This window comes from Methylobacterium sp. Gmos1 (assembly GCF_053764715.1).
The window spans coordinates 224,154-239,044 of the sequence record NZ_JBSNCC010000002.1 but is presented as its reverse complement, the minus strand read 5'-3'; the positions used below and the strand labels follow the sequence as shown (position 1 = coordinate 239,044).

The 14,891-nt window shown below is 72.3% G+C and carries 16 protein-coding genes; 11 read left to right on the top strand and 5 right to left on the bottom strand.

What is annotated here, in order from left to right; all coding sequences use genetic code 11:
* Nucleotides 1-9 precede the first annotated feature (9 nt).
* Together ACS5PV_RS04240 and ACS5PV_RS04235 are read left to right on the top strand one after the other, a co-directional pair.
* Nucleotides 10-1,227 (top strand): ABC transporter substrate-binding protein, encoded by a 1,218-nt coding sequence (locus ACS5PV_RS04240; RefSeq protein ID WP_455394119.1) that lies wholly within the window; start codon nt 10-12, stop codon nt 1,225-1,227.
* A gap of 10 nt (nt 1,228-1,237) precedes the next feature.
* Entirely contained in the window at nt 1,238-1,702 is a 465-nt protein-coding gene (locus ACS5PV_RS04235; protein ID WP_455394118.1) for a DUF3237 domain-containing protein, read from the top strand.
* A gap of 4 nt (nt 1,703-1,706) precedes the next feature.
* Here the strand turns inward: ACS5PV_RS04235 and ACS5PV_RS04230 are convergent, their stop codons facing one another.
* A complete protein-coding gene (locus ACS5PV_RS04230; RefSeq protein ID WP_455394117.1) occupies nt 1,707-2,765 on the bottom strand; it encodes a PAS domain-containing protein in 1,059 nt (352 codons plus the stop codon).
* A gap of 554 nt (nt 2,766-3,319) precedes the next feature.
* Between ACS5PV_RS04230 and ACS5PV_RS04225 the strand changes: the two genes are divergently transcribed.
* Both ACS5PV_RS04225 and msrA read left to right on the top strand, forming a co-directional pair.
* Nucleotides 3,320-3,568: a hypothetical protein gene (locus tag ACS5PV_RS04225; protein ID WP_455394116.1), complete on the top strand. Its 249-nt coding sequence runs from the start codon at nt 3,320-3,322 to the stop codon at nt 3,566-3,568.
* A 139-nt stretch (nt 3,569-3,707) separates the two neighbouring features.
* Nucleotides 3,708-4,367, top strand: a complete 660-nt coding sequence (msrA, locus tag ACS5PV_RS04220) for a peptide-methionine (S)-S-oxide reductase MsrA (protein ID WP_455394115.1) — start codon at nt 3,708-3,710, stop codon at nt 4,365-4,367.
* A gap of 43 nt (nt 4,368-4,410) precedes the next feature.
* Here msrA and mepA read toward each other — a convergent pair whose 3' ends face one another.
* Nucleotides 4,411-5,346 carry a penicillin-insensitive murein endopeptidase gene (mepA, locus tag ACS5PV_RS04215; RefSeq protein WP_455394114.1) on the bottom strand — a complete coding sequence of 312 codons (936 nt, stop codon included), beginning with the start codon at nt 5,344-5,346 and terminating at the stop codon, nt 4,411-4,413.
* A gap of 186 nt (nt 5,347-5,532) precedes the next feature.
* On the opposite strand from mepA, the gene ACS5PV_RS04210 reads away from it, so the two are divergent.
* Nucleotides 5,533-5,907: a PRC-barrel domain-containing protein gene (locus tag ACS5PV_RS04210; protein ID WP_455394452.1), complete on the top strand. Its 375-nt coding sequence runs from the start codon at nt 5,533-5,535 to the stop codon at nt 5,905-5,907.
* Between the two features lie 22 nt (nt 5,908-5,929).
* On the opposite strand, the gene ACS5PV_RS04205 is transcribed toward ACS5PV_RS04210, so the two are convergent.
* Together ACS5PV_RS04205 and ACS5PV_RS04200 are read right to left on the bottom strand one after the other, a co-directional pair.
* Nucleotides 5,930-6,304: a hypothetical protein gene (locus tag ACS5PV_RS04205; protein ID WP_455394113.1), complete on the bottom strand. Its 375-nt coding sequence runs from the start codon at nt 6,302-6,304 to the stop codon at nt 5,930-5,932.
* A gap of 17 nt (nt 6,305-6,321) precedes the next feature.
* The gene (locus ACS5PV_RS04200) at nt 6,322-6,735 is read right to left on the bottom strand and encodes an EVE domain-containing protein (RefSeq protein ID WP_455394112.1); all 414 of its coding nucleotides are present in this window, start codon (nt 6,733-6,735) and stop codon (nt 6,322-6,324) included.
* A gap of 277 nt (nt 6,736-7,012) precedes the next feature.
* Between ACS5PV_RS04200 and ACS5PV_RS04195 the strand changes: the two genes are divergently transcribed.
* Nucleotides 7,013-7,627 (top strand): LysE family translocator, encoded by a 615-nt coding sequence (locus tag ACS5PV_RS04195; RefSeq protein WP_455394111.1) that lies wholly within the window; start codon nt 7,013-7,015, stop codon nt 7,625-7,627.
* Between the two features lie 76 nt (nt 7,628-7,703).
* Here ACS5PV_RS04195 and secB read toward each other — a convergent pair whose 3' ends face one another.
* Nucleotides 7,704-8,201, bottom strand: a complete 498-nt coding sequence (secB, locus tag ACS5PV_RS04190; RefSeq protein ID WP_099906705.1) for a protein-export chaperone SecB — start codon at nt 8,199-8,201, stop codon at nt 7,704-7,706.
* A 440-nt stretch (nt 8,202-8,641) separates the two neighbouring features.
* Here secB and ACS5PV_RS04185 point away from each other — a divergent pair, with 440 nt between their 5' ends.
* The 5 genes from ACS5PV_RS04185 to mnmE all read left to right on the top strand — a co-directional run bounded on the left by ACS5PV_RS04185 (nt 8,642) and on the right by mnmE (nt 14,870).
* On the top strand, nt 8,642-9,361 hold the full coding sequence (locus ACS5PV_RS04185; RefSeq protein ID WP_208642375.1) for a Tim44/TimA family putative adaptor protein: 720 nt from the start codon (nt 8,642-8,644) through the stop codon (nt 9,359-9,361).
* Between the two features lie 131 nt (nt 9,362-9,492).
* Nucleotides 9,493-10,731 carry a murein transglycosylase A gene (gene mltA / locus ACS5PV_RS04180; protein WP_455394110.1) on the top strand — a complete coding sequence of 413 codons (1,239 nt, stop codon included), beginning with the start codon at nt 9,493-9,495 and terminating at the stop codon, nt 10,729-10,731.
* Nucleotides 10,728-11,309: a Smr/MutS family protein gene (locus ACS5PV_RS04175; protein WP_455394109.1), complete on the top strand. Its 582-nt coding sequence runs from the start codon at nt 10,728-10,730 to the stop codon at nt 11,307-11,309. Before mltA ends, ACS5PV_RS04175 begins: the two co-directional genes overlap by 4 nt.
* 488 nt (nt 11,310-11,797) lie before the next feature.
* Complete coding sequence (rho, locus tag ACS5PV_RS04170; protein ID WP_455394108.1) at nt 11,798-13,147, top strand: transcription termination factor Rho; 1,350 nt, start codon at nt 11,798-11,800, stop codon at nt 13,145-13,147.
* Between the two features lie 415 nt (nt 13,148-13,562).
* A complete protein-coding gene (gene mnmE, locus ACS5PV_RS04165; protein WP_455394107.1) occupies nt 13,563-14,870 on the top strand; it encodes a tRNA uridine-5-carboxymethylaminomethyl(34) synthesis GTPase MnmE in 1,308 nt (435 codons plus the stop codon).
* The last annotated feature ends 21 nt before the right edge of the window (nt 14,871-14,891 follow it).

The following is a 14,891-nucleotide window of genomic DNA, read 5'->3' as shown; positions in this document are numbered from 1 at the left end:
GGTGAATCGATGCGCGCCCTCCGCTCCGCCCTCCTCGCGGGCCTGATCGCCTTCGCCCCCGCCGCGGTCCGGGCGGAGGGCGCCGTCTCCGGCGACGTCGTCAAGATCGGCGTGCTCGCCGACATGTCGACCGCGATGGCCGACAATTACGGCACCGGCAGCGTCACCGCGGCGCGGCTCGCGGTCGAGGATTTCGGCCCGACCGTGCTGGGAAAGCCGATCGAGATCGTCGCCGCCGACCACCAGAGCAAGCCGGACGTGGCGAGCACGCTGGCGCGACGCTGGTACGACGTCGAGGGGGTCGACATGATCACCGACCTCGACAACTCGGCCATCGCGCTCGGCGCCCAGGCGCTCGCGAAGGAGAAGGGCCGCCTCGCCCTCATCACGGGATCGGGCTCGACGGTGATCACCGGGGCGCAGTGCTCCCCAAACGGCGCGCTCTGGGTCATCGACACCTACGCGCTGTCTCGCGCCATCGCCAAGCCCCTGGTCGAGGCGGGCGAGAAGACCTGGTTCAACATCGTCGCCGACATCACGCTCGGCAAATCCTTCGTCGCCGACGTGACGCCGGTGGTGACGAAGGGCGGCGGCAAGGTGGTGGGCCAGGTCTTCCATCCCCTGCTCTCGCCCGACCTGTCGTCGCAGATCCTCCAGGCGCAAGCCTCCGGCGCCGGGGTGATCGCGCTGTTCAACGTCGGCGGCGACGCGATCAACGCGGTCAAGCAGGCCTCCGAGTTCGGATTGCTCGGCGGGAAGCAGAAGCTCGCCGGCTTCTACATGACGGCGGTCGACGTCCACGCGCTGGGTCTCAAGGTCGCGGGCGGGCTCTACCTCGCGGAGGCGTTCTACTGGGACCAGGACGACGCCGCCCGTGCCTTCGCCAGGCGCTTCTACGAACGCCAGCGGGCGATGCCGAACAGCTACCAGGCGGGGGTCTACTCGGCGGTGATGCACTACCTGAAGGCCGTGAAGGCGGCCGGCACCGACGCGGCCGAGCCGGTGATGGCGAAGATGCGCGAGACCCCGATCGACGACTTCATGACCAAGGGCGGGCGCCTGCGGCCGGACGGGCGGGTGATCCGCGACGTCTCGCTGTTCCGGGTCAAGCGCCCGGAGGAATCGAAGGGCGAGTGGGACGTGATGGAGCGGGTCGCGACGCTTCCCGGCGACGAGGCCTTCCGGCCGATCGAAGAGAGCGACTGCCCGCTGGTGCGGGGCAAGTGAGGGCCGGATCGTGACGCTTCCCGCCCCCGCCCTGGAACACGTCTTCGATGCCCGCATCGACGTGGCGATCCCCTGCGAGATCGGCGCGACGAGCGCCGGCGCCCGCCGGGTCATCGCCATCACCGGCGGCACCGTCTCGGGCCCCGCCCTCGCCGGGCGGGTCCTGCCCGGCGGGGCCGACTACCAGACCATCGCCGCGGACGGGCTCACCCATCTCCACGCCCGCTACGTGGTCGAGGCCGGGGACGGCGCCCGGATCTACGTCGAGAACACGGGCCTGCGCTTCGGGCCGCCCGAGGCGCTCGAGCGCCTGCGCCGGGGCGAGCCGGTCGACCCGAGCCTGATCTATTTCCGCACCGTGCCGCGCTTCGAGACCGCGGCCCCGCATCTCGCCTGGATGCAGACCAGCCTGTTCCTCGCCACCGGGGCCCGGGCGCCGGACCACGTGGCGCTCTCGGTGTTCCGGGTGGGGTGAGCGCTCACTCCGCCAGCGCCACCGCCACCGCGCCCTCGACCAGGGTGAAGACGATGCCGGCCCGGCGCAGGGCGGCCAGCGCGTGCGGGCGCGAGCGGGAGGACGGCCCGTCGGATTCCTCCTCCAGGCGCCGCACGGTGGAGAGCGACAGGCCGCTCTCTCGCGCGAGGTCGTTCAGGGTCCAGTCGAGGAGGCCGCGGGCCGCCCGCAGGTGGCAGCCCTCGATCGCCTGCTCGACCAGGATCGCCGGCTCGGCCGGGCGCGGCACGGGATCCCAGGCGGTGCCCTCGGCCGACAGGGGCGTGATCACGGCGGTCCAGCAGGCCGGATCGGGCGTCCCGTCGCGCAAGGGCACCAGCGTCATGCGGAACTGCGCGCTACCGCCCGCGGCGAGCCGCAGGGTCGGCGCGATGCTGAACGGCTGGCCCAGAGCGGCGAGGCGGGGCAGCTCGTCGCGCCAGCGCGCCCGCTCCTGCGGCACGATCGGGCTGAGCCAGTCCGCCTGCACCTCCTCGCGCCGCAGGCCGACGAGGGCCAGGAAATCCGGTCCGTACTCGGTCAGCGGCAGGCTGGGCTCGGTGTGGATGAAGACCTGCGCCTCCCGCGCCAGGCTGGCCCGGCGCTGCTGCTCCAGGCGGTGCATCTCGGCCAGGCGCTCGCGGTCGGTCACGTCGAGGAGCACCCCGGTCGCCGCGACCGGGCGTCCCTCCGGGCTGAAGAAGACCTCGCCGCGGCTCACCACCGTGCGCGTCGTCCCGTCCGGGCGGATCAGCCGGACCGTGTGGCTGCCGAGGATCCCGGCCTGGACGATCTGGCCGGAATCCTCGAGCCCGTCGCGGTCGGCCGGGTGGACGAGGCCGATCAGGCGCTCGTAGCTCGCCGGCTCGCCCTCGGGCAGCCCGAGCAGCCGGTAGAGCCCCGCCGACCAGACCTGCCGGCCGGTGACGAAGTCCCAGCGCCAGGCGCCGGTCAGGCCGAACGCCTCGATCAGGCGCATGAAGTCGGCCGACGACAGCTCCGCCGACCGCGGGTCGGCGCGGTGATCCGGCGAGGACGGGTTCATCGGGCGCCGGTCCGGCGCGCGATCCGCCCCGCTTCGCGGTGTCGGCCCGGATGGCGGCATCGCCGCGCTCTATAATCCCCCCGCGCGACACGCATCGGAGTCCCGCTCTCCACGGTACTTGTTCCCAATCCCAGCTGTTGCGGCCGGCGCCAAACAGGCCGTCATGCCGCAAAGTCACGGAATTGTAGGCTGGACGATCCCGGGCGGGCAACCGCGCCTGGTGAGTTGCGCGGACCAGGGCGCGGGCCCGCACCGCGTCTGCGCGATGCCGAGGCTTCACCGGCCTTGGCGGGGGCGGCGGCGGTCCGCTCCGATGGCGCGGGGGAGCACCCGCGGAGGGCCGGACGGCCCGGCTGCGTCACGACGCAGCACCGGACCGAAGGTGCGTCGGGGAACAAAGACGAAATTTCTCCAGACGATCTTTCGGGCAGTAAATATCTTCTCTAGATCCACTGAAAATAGAAAACCGCGTCTATTGCTGCGGGGCCTGCGCCCGACCTATCTACAATGTCGAAGTGTCGTCCTGCGAAGTCGCGCGTCAGCCCGGAAAGACCATGCGTCCTGCCATCTTCGATCCGTTCGGCGAGCGTCTGGACCTGCGGCCCGCGCAGGAGGCTGCCTGCGCGACGGCGCGCCGACGTCCGGTCCGGACCCGGCGGATCGTCGGCGCGGTGCTCTTCTGGGTCCTGGCGGCCGGGCTGATCGTGGCCCGCGGCGCCTTCTTCGATCCGAGCACCGCCTTCGGCCCCGACGCCCCGGCCCGCGTCGCCGCCACGGACGCGCCGGCGCCGGTCCTTCGCTGAAGCTGCTCCTCCGCTGAGGCTGCTCCTGCGCTGACGCGACGCCCTTCAGAAGCGAGGGCTCCCACCCCACATCAGGTCGTGTTCAGAGGCGTCTCGCCTCCGGAGCCGCGAGGCTCCGTTCCGATACCGGAGCGACCCGATGCTGTTCTTCCGCAAGCGCGCCGAGATGCCGAGCCCCGACCAGATCCTGCCGGGGCGGCCCAACCCCCTGCCGACGGCGGAGCGGCACTTCGTCAACGGTCATCCCCTCAAGGGCCCCTATCCGGACGGCATCGAGACGGCGGTGTTCGGCCTCGGCTGCTTCTGGGGGGCGGAGCGCAAGTTCTGGCAGCTGGGCGACGGCGTCTTCGTCACCGCAGTGGGCTACGCCGCCGGCACCACCCCGAACCCGACCTACGAGGAGGTCTGCTCGGGCATGACCGGCCACAACGAGGTCGTGCTCGTCGCCTACGACCCGCGCACGATCCCCTTCTCCGCCCTGCTCAAGACCTTCTGGGAGAGCCACGACCCGACGCAGGGCATGCGCCAGGGCAACGACGTCGGCACGCAGTACCGCTCGGGCATCTACCTGCCCGACGCGGCGCGCCGGGCCGAGGCCGAGGCCTCGCGTGAGACCTACGAGGCCGCCCTGAAGGCCCGCGGCTACGGCCCGATCACCACGGAGATCCGCGACGGCGGCCCGTTCTACTTCGCCGAGGATTACCACCAGCAGTACCTGGCGAAGAACCCGGGCGGCTATTGCGGCCTAGGGGGCACCGGCGTGTCCTGCCCGATCGGGGTCGGCGTCGCGGCGGAGTGAGCCTGCGCACCGGGACCGGCGTGGGCCGATCCCGGTTCCGCCGTCACCGCGCCTTCAGCACCGTGCGGCAGGCCTCCGGCAGGCCCGCGAGCGTCATCGGCGGGCGCGGCTTGCCGGGCGGGCGGGGCTTGGGGTTCAGCACCGCGTCCGTGAACCAGTAATCGAGTTCCGCGCCGCAGCCGTCGCCCGAGGGCGGCGGGTCCTGGTCGTGGCAGGCCGCCTCGCCGGCCGGGCAGTCGAGCCGGATGTGGAAGTGGTAGTTGTGGCCGTAGATCGGCCGCACCTTGGTGAGCCAGCCACGGTCCGATCCCGCCTCGCGGCACAAGGCCCGCTTGATCGCCGGGTTGACGAAGATCCGCGCCACCTCCGGCTCGCGCGACACCATCTTGATCAGCCGCAGGTGCTCCGGCCGCCAGACCTCCGGGTCGATGTCGCGCCGGTCCGTCCGCACCACGTTGGTGGCCGACATCTCCTCGCGCTCGGCGCGGCTCAGGCGCCGGTCCGGCATCGGGGTCAGCCAGATGTCGGCGTCAAGGCCGAGCTGGTGCGAGGCGTGGCCGGTCAGCATCGGCCCGCCGCGCGGCTGCGACATGTCGCCGACGAGGAGGCCCGGCCATCCCGCCTTGCGCGGCGCTTCCGCCGCGATCTTCTCCAGGAAGGCGACGAGTCGGGGATGGCCCCAGTTCCGGTTGCGCGACAGGCGCATCACCTGCCAGGTCGCGCCGTCGATCGGCAGCGCCTCGGCCCCGGCGACGCAGCCGCGGGCGTAGCCGCCGATCGCCTGCGGCGGCAGGGCGGCCGGCGTCGTCGCGCGGCCGAACAGGGCCTTGGCCGGCGTCGAGGGATCGTCCGGGTTGGCGAGCGGCGGCAGCGGCTTCGGGTTGAGGGTGCCGCGATCCTGCGCGAGGGCGGGTGCGGCGAGCGCGAGGAGGGCCGTCAGGACGGCGGCACGGCGAATCGGCGAGCAACGCAGAGGCATGCCGCAGGCTAGCGCCCCGATCGCCCGGGGGGAACTGCCCCGCTGCTCCGCCATTCGCCGCAGCGTCCCTCCGCGATCCCGGCGCCGGAACAGGCCCCGCGGCGGCAGCGTTGCCGGGGAAGAAACGGACGAACCTGGAGAGTTCCGATGACCACCGTCGCACCGACCGTCGGCGATCGCTCCGACATGGGCAGCACCACCACCAACGAGACCAGCGCGCTGATCGCCAGCGACCGCGTCGAGGGCACCGCCGTGCGTCGCCCGAACGGGGACAGCATCGGCCGCATCGAGCGCCTGATGATCGAGAAGGCCACCGGCAAGGTGGTCTACGCCGTGATGAGCTTCGGCGGCTTCCTCGGCATCGGCGAGGGCTACCACACCGTGCCGTGGTCGACCCTGCGCTTCGCGCCGGAGCTCGACGCCTACGTGCTCGACCTCACCGAGGAGCAGCTCCGCGCCGCGCCGCCGGCCTCGGCCGAGGGCAACGATCCCTCCTACGACCGGAAGTGGGAGGAGCACGTCCACCACTACTTCAACGCCACGCCGTACTGGAGCATCTGACCGGCTTAAAGGCGGGGGCGCCTCACGGCGCCTCCGCCGGCACGCCCGACGGGGTCCAGCGGCACAGGCTCGTCTCCTTCACCTTCAGGCAATCGTAGGCGGTGCCGCCGATCACCACCCGCTCGGCATTGCCCTCGATCCGGTCGCGGCCGACCCGCGTGCAGCCGAGATGATCGGCCTTCGGGTCGTCCAGCCGGGTCCTGATCGCCGCAGGCGTGCCGCCCGTCTCCGCCATCAGGATGCGCAGGTTCGACAGCGCCCCGCAGGTCAGCACCTTCTCCGGCCCGGCCGGCTTCGCCGGTGCCTTGGCTTCCGGGGCTCTGGGCTTCTGCTGGGCGCCCGCCGGGTCCGCCAGCAGCGCAAGGACGAGCCCGCACCCTGCGAGGACGCGCCTCACGCGCCGGTCCCCATCGGTCAGAGGCCCCCCATGCGGCGCACCAGCGCCCACTCCGCCTCGCTGACCGGCTGCACCGACAGGCGCGAATTGTTGACGAGCACCATCTCGCGTAAACGCGGCTCGGCCTTGATCGCCTCGAGGCTCACGGGGTTGGGCAGCCCTTCGACCGCCTTCAGGTCGACCATGCCGAAGCGACCGGTCTCATCGGTGTGGTCGGGATAGTAGGTGCGGATCACCTCGACGACGCCGACCACCGCCTTGCCCTCGTTCGAGTGGTAGAAGAAGCCCTGCTCGCCGAGCCGCATCGCCTCGAGGTTCTTGCGGGCGACATGGTTGCGCACCCCGTTCCAGAACGTCCCCGCCGCGCCGGCGGCGACCTGGTCGTCCCACGACCACACCGAGGGCTCGGACTTGTAGAGCCAGTACGCCATCCCGTCGTCTTCCCTCTCGCGCGACGCGCAGATGTTCCCGCACGCCCGAGCGCGCAGGGCCCCCATCGCCCGATCCGGGGGCGGGAGTCCAGGGGGCGGCGCCGACCCGTCCTGCGGTCACCTGACCCAGGGTTCGCGGCTGCTGTGCGCGACAGGGCCCCGGGCCGGCAGCAGAGCGCGGGACCGTCGCCGTTTCGTCCGACGCCGCCGCGAGCGCCGCCTCGAAACCGTGTATCATCGCCCCGACGGCGTAACGACGAGACAGGGCGGATCGATCGTGGACTGGACTTGGCTTCTCTCGGCGGGCGCCTTCGCGGTCGCGATGTCGGCGACGCCCGGCCCAAACAACACCATGGTGGTGGCCTCGGGCGCGACCTACGGCTTCGTCCGCACCGTGCCGCACATGCTCGGCATCGCCGCGGGTTTTCCCGTGATGCTGGTCGTGCTCGGCACCGTCGGCCTGCCGCTGCTGGCCGATCCGCGGGTCCACGCGGTGCTGAAATGGGTCGGTGCGGCCTACCTGCTCTGGCTCGCCTGGAAGATCGCCGGTGCAGACCCGGATCCCGCCGAGCCCGGCAGCAAGGCGGGTGCGGGCGGACGGCCGCTCGGCTTCCTGCAGGCGGCCCTGTTCCAGTGGGTGAACCCGAAGGCCTGGGTCATCGCGGCGGGGGCGCTCGCCACCTACACGGCGGGCACCGAGGACGCCCCACTCCGCGCGACGCTGCTGCTCGCGGTCCTGTTCGGGATCGTCGCGCTGCCCTGCGTCGGTCTCTGGACGCTGATCGGCGTCGGCACCGCCCGGGTGCTGCGGACGCGCCGTGCCCTGCGCGTGTTCAACCTCGCGATGGCCGGGCTGCTGGTGGCGTCCCTGGTGCCAACCCTGCGGGATTAGGAGTGGCGGCCGCGTTTCCCGTGAAACACGTCCGACGATCGCGCGGGCCGGGAGCCGGCCCACGCGGCAGCCGGCGTTACGCCACGCCGCCCTGCGCCTGGGCCTCGGCGGCCTTCTGGCGGTAGAGGCCGACGAAGTCGATCGGGTCGATGTAGAGCGGCGGGAAGCCGCCGTTGCGCACCGCGTCGGCGATGATCTGGCGGGCGAACGGGAACAGCAGCCGCGGGCACTCGATCATCACCGCCGGGTGCATCTGGTCCTGCGGGATGTTGCGCAGGCGGAAGATGCCCGCATAGGTCAGCTCGAAGGCGAACAGCACCTCGGCGCCGATCTTCGCGTCGCCCTCGAGACGCAGCTCGACCTCGAAGTCCTCCTCGGCGAGCTGCCGGGCGTTGACGTTGACCTGGATGTTGATCTGCGGGCCCTGCTGCTGCGGCTGCAGCGAGCGCGGCGCATTCGGGTTCTCGAAGGAGAGGTCCTTGGCGTATTGCGCCAGGGCGTTGAGGGTCGGCGTGAAGTCGTCGGGCTGCGCCGCGGCGCCACCGTTGCCGTTCGGGACCGGGGAATCGGCCATGGCGGAGGGTTCCTTCGAGGGCTGGACGTAAACGACGGCCGACGCGCGCTGGCGCGAAAAACGGCGCGCGCGACGGCGGCGTTGCGGCTATCATGCCCGCAGGCCGCGAACAAGCAGAGGCGCCGATCATCCCTCCCGCGCCCCTGCCTCCCGGCCGTCCCGACGCTGCGGCAGGCCGGCTCCCGCCTCGAACTCGGCCGGGACCCGTGCGGCGTCGCGCGCCGGCGCCTGGATACGGCGGGGGCCCGGCCCCATATCACCGGCATGGCCCGCGGTGCGGCGCCGGCCGGACGCTTGCCTTGCCCCGGTCCTGGTGCCAAAGCCGTCGACGCGCCGGAGATGTCGCAAGCTGTGCCGGGGCGGTCGGGGATGCTCGGCGTCAAGCCGCCAAGGACGCCGCCAAGGAAGCCGTCTAGAACGGATCGATGAACGGATCGATGATGCAGGACTCCCTCGACCTTACGACCCTCATCTTCCTCGGGCTTGCGGTCTTCGTGATCTGGAAGCTGCGCTCGGTCCTCGGCCAGAAGACCGGGAGCGAGCGGCCGCCGTTCAACCCGCTGGCCCGGCGCGAGGAGCCGCCGGCGGCACCCCGCGACGGCGACAACGTCGTGCGGCTGCCCGGCGCCGGCCCCGAGCGCGGCGCCGCCGCGCCGGTCGCGACCGCGGTGCCGCGCAACTGGAAGGGCGTGGTCGAGCCGAACTCGCCCGCCGCCCGCGGCCTCGACCTGATCCTCCAGCAGGAGCCGAACTTCGATCCCCGCGGCTTCACCGACGGCGCCAAGGTCGCCTACGAGACGATCGTGACCGCCTTCGCCAAGGGCGACCGCAAGACGCTCAAGACCCTGCTCTCGCGCGAGGTCGCGGACGGGTTCGAGCGGGCGATCCAGGGCCGCGAGCGCGCCGGCCAAACCGTCGAGACCACCTTCGTGTCGATCGACCGGGCCGAGATCGTCGGGGTCGACGTGCGCAACCGCGTGGCCCAGGTCACCGTGCGCTACCTCTCGAAGCTCATCACCGCCACCCGCGGGCCGCAAGGCCAGGTCGTCGACGGCAGCCCCGAGAAGGTCGTGGACGTGACCGACGTCTGGACCTTCGCCCGGACCCTCGGCAGCCGCGACCCGAACTGGCAGCTCGTCGCCACGGAAGCCGGGCACTGATGACCGTCGCGCCGGCGGCTTGATCGGCCGCCGGCCCTCGGCGACACTCCATCGGTCGCCGGGCCTCGCCTCGCAGCCTCGCGCGACGCGACCACAGCACAGCATTCCCGGGGCCGGAGCCCGACGCGCCCATGCCACCGGCCTTCGGCCCTTGTCCCGCTGCCAGTTCCGCGATCGGACGCGTCTCCGCCGGACTGGTCCTCGCCGCCCTCCTCGCCGGCGGACCGAGCCCGGCGGGCGCCGCCCCCCTGCGGGTCGGCGAGGCCGTCCTCGAACCCGTTCCCTTCAGCGCCCTGCCGGGCTTTCCCGGTGACGACCTCGCGGCGGCCCTCGCTGCCTTCCGGGCGACCTGCACGGCGCCTGCCGGCCCGGTCCTCGCCGAGGCGGCCCCAGGCGCGCCGAGCCAGGATCTCGCCCGCGCCTGCGCCGCGGCCGCCGGCGCGGCGCCGGAGGGAGCCCGGGCCTTCTTCGAGGGACATTTCTCCGCCTACCGCGTCCTGCGGCCGAACCGCGACGCCGCGCCCGAGCGCACGAATGGTTTCCTCACCGGCTATTTCGAGCCCGAGCTCGCCGGCTCGCCGGTCGCCACGCCGGACTTCACCGTGCCGGCGCTCGCGCGCCCCGACGACCTCGTGTCGCTCGATCCCGGCGAGACCCGGCCGGGCCTCGACCCCTCGCTCCGCGCCGCGCGCCGCGACGGCGACGCCTTCCTGCCCTACCCGGACCGGGCGGCGATCGAGGATGGGGCGCTTGGGCCCCGCGCCCGCCCGCTCCTCTGGCTGCGCGACGCGGTCGACCTCCTGGTGCTGCAGGTCCAGGGCTCCGGCCGGGTGCGCCTGCCCGACGGCCGCGCCGTCCGCCTCGCCTATGACGGCCGCAACGGCCGGCCCTACACCTCGGTCGCCCGCCTGATCGTCACCGGCGGCCACCTGCCGCTGGAGGGCCTGACGCTCGCCCGCTGGACCGGCTGGCTGCGCGCCCATCCCGACATCGCCCGCGACCTGATCCGCCGCAACGCCTCCTACGTCTTCTTCCGCCTCGACGAGAGCGTGCCGGAGGGGGCGGGGCCGCGCGGCGGGGCCGGCGTGCCGCTGACGGCCGGGCGCAGCCTCGCGGTCGACGCCTCCCTGTGGCGCTACGGCCTGCCGTTCTGGCTGGAGGGATCGCTGCCCGATCCGGAGGGCGGCAGCGCCCCGTTGCGCCGCCTCGTCGTGGCGCAGGATACCGGCTCGGCGATCCTGGGCCCGGCCCGCGGCGACCTCTATCTCGGCACCGGCGCCCGGGCCGGCGCGGTCGCCGGCCTGCTGCGCGATCCCGCGCGCTTCGTCGTGCTGCTGCCGAAGCCGGGCGAGGCAGGGGCCGCGCCGTGACCGAGCCTCCCCGCATCCGGCGCCGGCGCCGGCTCTCCTCCGAGGAGGCCCGGCTCTGGGCCGAGATCTCCCGCCTGGTCACGCCCTTGCGCGGCCGGGCCGCCCCCTCCCCTCCCCCGTCGCCGGAGCCCGTCGCGAGCCCCGCCGCCGTGACGCCGCCCGGTCGTCCGGTCGTCGAGAAACCGGTCAAGAAGCCGGTCAGGAAACCGACCGTGACGCCCGCGCCGGTCCTGCCGCCGCTGGCGCCCCTCGAGCGGCGGGTCCGCACCGCCCTGCGCCGCGGCTCGCGCAGCGTCGACGCCTCGATCGACCTGCACGGGATGCGCCAGGCCGAGGCCCACGCGGCGCTGATCGGCTTCCTGCACCGGTCCCGGGCGGCCGGCCACGCCGTGGTGCTGGTGGTCACCGGCAAGGGCGGGACCGGCGGCGACCCCTACGCCGAGCGCGGCGTCCTGCGCCGCAGCGTGCCGCACTGGCTGCGCCTGCCCGAACTGCGCGCCCTGGTCGTCGGCTTCGAGGAGGCGGCTCACCATCACGGCGGCGGCGGCGCGCTCTATATCCGCCTTCGCCGCCGCTGATCGACTGGCCGCCGACCGCATCGCTGCCGGCCACGCCCACCACGATACTGGACCGGATCACCGCGAGACCTCGCTCGACCCGCCCGAATAGCCTCGAGCTCGGCGGTTGCGTCGACGATCGTTGGTTGTAACGTCGGGGCAGAACGTTCCAAATGTTAATGCATGGCCCGGACGACTGCGCCGATAGTTCGCCGTGCTTCGGACGCGGCCGGAGCATCCTCGCCGGGTCCGCCGTCTCTTCTGGTGCCGCCGTACCGCGCCGCTCCCCACTTTTCCGCAACCGCGGACTTGAGTCGACGACGAGGACCCGTTACATAAAGTCGTTCCCTCCTCCATCGTCACGTCACGTCGCATCCAGGGCCGCCCGGCCCCTCCACGCGACCTCCGGGACAATCAGGCGACGACTTCGCGACCGGTGCCCGCCTCTCGGCCACCCCGTTGCTTTTCCGCTCAACGCCGCGTCCTGCGGCGGCCGGACCTGTCCTGACATGACGCTCCCCAGCTTCGCCCCCACACCCCGATATCCCATGATCGAAGACACCCTCGCCCCGATCGAGACCGCCGCCCCCGCCATGCGCGAGGTGAAGCTGCAGGATCTCAAGTCCAAGACCCCGACCGAGCTGCTCACCTTCGCCGAGGAGGTCGAGGTCGAGAACGCCTCGACCATGCGCAAGCAGGAGCTGATGTTCGCGATCCTGAAGCAGCTCGCTGCCAAGGATGTCGAGATCATCGGCGCCGGCACGGTCGAGGTGCTCCAGGACGGCTTCGGCTTCCTGCGCTCCTCCGACTCGAACTACCTGCCCGGCCCGGACGACATCTACATCTCGCCGACGCAGATCCGCCGCTTCGGCCTGCGCACCGGCGACACCGTCGAGGGGCCGATCCGCGGCCCGAAGGACGGCGAGCGCTACTTCGCGCTGCTCAAGGTCAACACGATCAATTTCGAGAATCCGGACAAGATCAAGCACAAGGTCCACTTCGACAACCTGACGCCGCTGTTCCCCACGCAGCGCTTCAAGCTCGAACTGTCGGAGCCGACCCGCAAGGACTTCTCGCCCCGGATCATCGACATCGTCGCGCCGATCGGCAAGGGCCAGCGCGCCCTGATCGTGGCGCCGCCGCGCACCGGCAAGACGGTGCTGATGCAGAACATCGCCCAGTCGATCACCCTCAATCATCCTGAGTGCTACCTCATCGTCCTGCTCATCGACGAGCGGCCGGAGGAGGTTACCGACATGCAGCGCTCGGTGAAGGGCGAGGTGATCGCCTCGACCTTCGACGAGCCGGCGACCCGCCACGTCCAGGTCGCCGAGATGGTGATCGAGAAGGCGAAGCGCCTGGTCGAGCACGGCCGCGACGTCGTCATCCTGCTCGATTCGATCACCCGGCTCGGCCGCGCCTACAACACCGTGGTGCCGTCCTCCGGCAAGGTGCTGACCGGCGGTGTCGACGCCAACGCCCTCCAGCGGCCCAAGCGCTTCTTCGGCGCCGCCCGCAACATCGAGGAGGGCGGCTCGCTCTCCATCATCGCCACCGCGCTGATCGACACCGGCTCGCGCATGGACGAGGTGATCTTCGAGGAGTTCAAGGGCACCGGCAACTCGGAGATCATCCTGGACCGCAAGGTCTCCGACAAGCGCATCTTCCCGGCGATCGACATCACCCGCTCCGGCACCCGCAAGGAGGAGCTGCTGGTCCCGCCGGACTCGCTCAAGAAGACCTACGTGCTGCGCCGCATCCTCAACCCGATGGGCGTCACCGACGCGATCGAGTTCCTGCTCGACAAGCTGCGCCAGACCAAGAGCAACGGCGACTTCTTCGACTCGATGAACACCTAATCCGGCCGATCGGTCGCGATCACGCAACAGGCTCACGCGGCGCCCCGAGAGGGGCGCCGTTCTCGTTTGGGGAGGGCGTGGACGACGCGCCCGCGTCCCGAGGTGCCCGCGGCCGCGGGTGTTAGAGGATGGCTCCAGGGATCTTCACGCTAGCTGGAGCCCTCCGTCGGGCGGCTTGCCCCCTACGCGCGGCATCTCCAGACGAGGGTGCGAGATTGACGAGATATCGCGGCGTCCTCGACCGTCAGCGGAAGCGGCTCGCCCGTGGGGTCCGGCAAGTCGTCCGGGAAACGGCCTCACCGCATCGACACCGTGACGCCGGTTCTCGGCATCGCACCTCGATCCGTGCTAGCGACGCCGCGCCGAACCCCGATCCGGCGCTCCCGCAAGCCTGCCGCCGTCACGCCCGAAGCCTATGTCCGATACCATCTTCGCCCCCGCCACCGGCTATGGCCGCACCGCCGTCGCGGTCGTGCGCATCAGCGGTCCGCAGGCCGGCCCCGCCCTCGCGGCGCTGATCCGTGGGTCACTGCCCGCCGCACGCCGTCTGTCGCTGCGCACCCTGCGCGAGCCAGGGACCGGGGACATGCTCGATCACGCCCTCGTCGCCTGGCTGCCCGGCCCCGGCACCGCCACCGGCGAGGACATGGTGGAACTGCATCTCCACGGCGGTCCGGCGGTGCGGGCGGCAATCCTCCGCAGTCTCGGGGGCATCCCCAGCCTCGTGCCGGCGGAGCCCGGCGCCTTCACCCGCCGCGCCTTCCTCAACGGCCGCATGGACCTGACCGCCGTCGAGGGGTTGGCCGACCTGATCGACGCGGAGACCGAGGCACAGCGGCGGCAGGCGGTCCGCCAGCTCGACGGCGCCCTCGGCCGGGCCGTCGAGGGCTGGCGGGCCTCCCTCCTCGACGTGCTTGCCGGAACGGAAGCCGCGCTCGACTTCTCCGACGAGGGCGATGTCGACGACGAGGCGCTGACCGCGTCCGGGCGCGCGGCCGCGGGCCGCGTCCGTGACGCCATCCGCGCCGCCCTCGCCGAGGGCCGCCGGGGCGAGCGCCTGCGGGACGGTTTCACGGTGGTGCTCGCCGGCGCGCCCAATGCCGGCAAGTCGACCCTGCTCAATGCGCTCGCCCGCCGCGACGTCGCGATCGTCTCGGCGATACCCGGGACGACGCGGGACGCGATCGAGGTCCGCTGCGATCTCGGCGGATTGCCGGTCCTGCTGGTCGATACGGCGGGCCTGCGCGACAGCACGGATGCGATCGAGGCCGAGGGGGTGGCCCGCAGCCGGCGTCGCATCGATCAGGCGGATCTCGTCCTGTGGCTGCGCGAGCCGGGCGGCGAGCCGCCCCCTCCCCTCGCCGTCCCGGTTCTCGTCGTCGCCACCAAGGGCGATCTTTCGAGCCCGGCGCCGGCCGGCGAGATCACGATCTCGGCCCGGATCGGCACCGGGCTCGACCGGCTCCTCGGCGAGATCGAGCGCCTGGCCGAAACCTCGCTCGGCAGCGGCGATGCCCTCGTGACCCGCGAACGTCAGCGGCTCGCCCTCGAACGCTGCCTGCACCACCTCGACCGCGTCGTCGAGCACGGCGCCGTCCTGCCGACCGAGCTGGTGGCCGAGGATCTGCGCCTCGCTGTCCGTGCGCTCGGCGAGGTCGCCGGCCGCGTCGGGGTCGAAGAGATGCTCGACCGGCTCTTTTCCAGCTTCTGCATCGGCAAGTGAGCGTCGCGATCCGCGGTGTTT